Origin of the sequence: Polyangium sp. y55x31 (assembly GCF_029946505.1) — a bacterium.
Classification (GTDB): domain Bacteria; phylum Myxococcota_A; class Polyangia; order Polyangiales; family Polyangiaceae; genus Polyangium.
In genome coordinates this window covers 1-684 of the sequence record NZ_JARZHG010000099.1, presented here as the reverse complement: position 1 = coordinate 684, position 684 = coordinate 1, and the positions used below count along the sequence as shown (strand labels likewise).

1 protein-coding gene is annotated in these 684 nt (G+C 66.2%); it reads right to left on the bottom strand.

What is annotated here, in order from left to right; translation table 11 throughout:
* Window positions 1–684: hypothetical protein (locus tag QHF84_RS50170; protein WP_281320792.1), on the bottom strand; the 684-nt coding region annotated here is incomplete at both ends.

Here is a 684-nt window from a genome sequence, read left to right as displayed (position 1 = left end):
CTGCACGTACTTGCGGGCGAACTCGCTTTGGTACTCGTAGTTCGGGATGCTCATGAGCTGCTCCAGGGCCATGCGGGCGGCTTCGCCCAGGGAAAATAGCACGAGATCCGCGTAAAGCTTCGCACGCTCCGCATCCAGACCCGCGCTCGCTGCCAGGGCCGCCACCGCGATGGAGACCCCTCCCTCGGTTCGTCCGTGCGCCAGCGCCGAGAGAACCGACAGCTCCGGCCTTTCCTTCGCTTCATGGATCTCCTTCACCACCGGCACTCCCTCAGGCCCAAGGACCAGCGGCGTGATCGACGCCTGGCCAGGGCCGAGCACGATGGGCTGGGAAAGACGCGACGCCAGCCCCGCGTCGGGCGTGACCACCAGCAAACACGCGGGGCACCGATAACGCGCCCTCGCCCCCGCTACATACGCAGGCCAGACGAACGGCTTGTCCGCATCCCACTGGAGCTGAGCTTCGACGATGATGACCAGGACGGGTTCATCCTCGAGGAGCAGGACCAGCAGATCCGCCCGCAGCTCCCGCGGGATGATGTTCGTCAGGTCTGCCGAGGCAATCCGAGCCTCCGTGAACGGAGGAAGCGGGACGTGCAGGGCCTCGTGGATCAGCTCCGCCGCGAGGAGCGGCCGGTTGCGGAAGAGCTCGATAATCGCCTCGTGCAAGAGGGAAGGCACGAG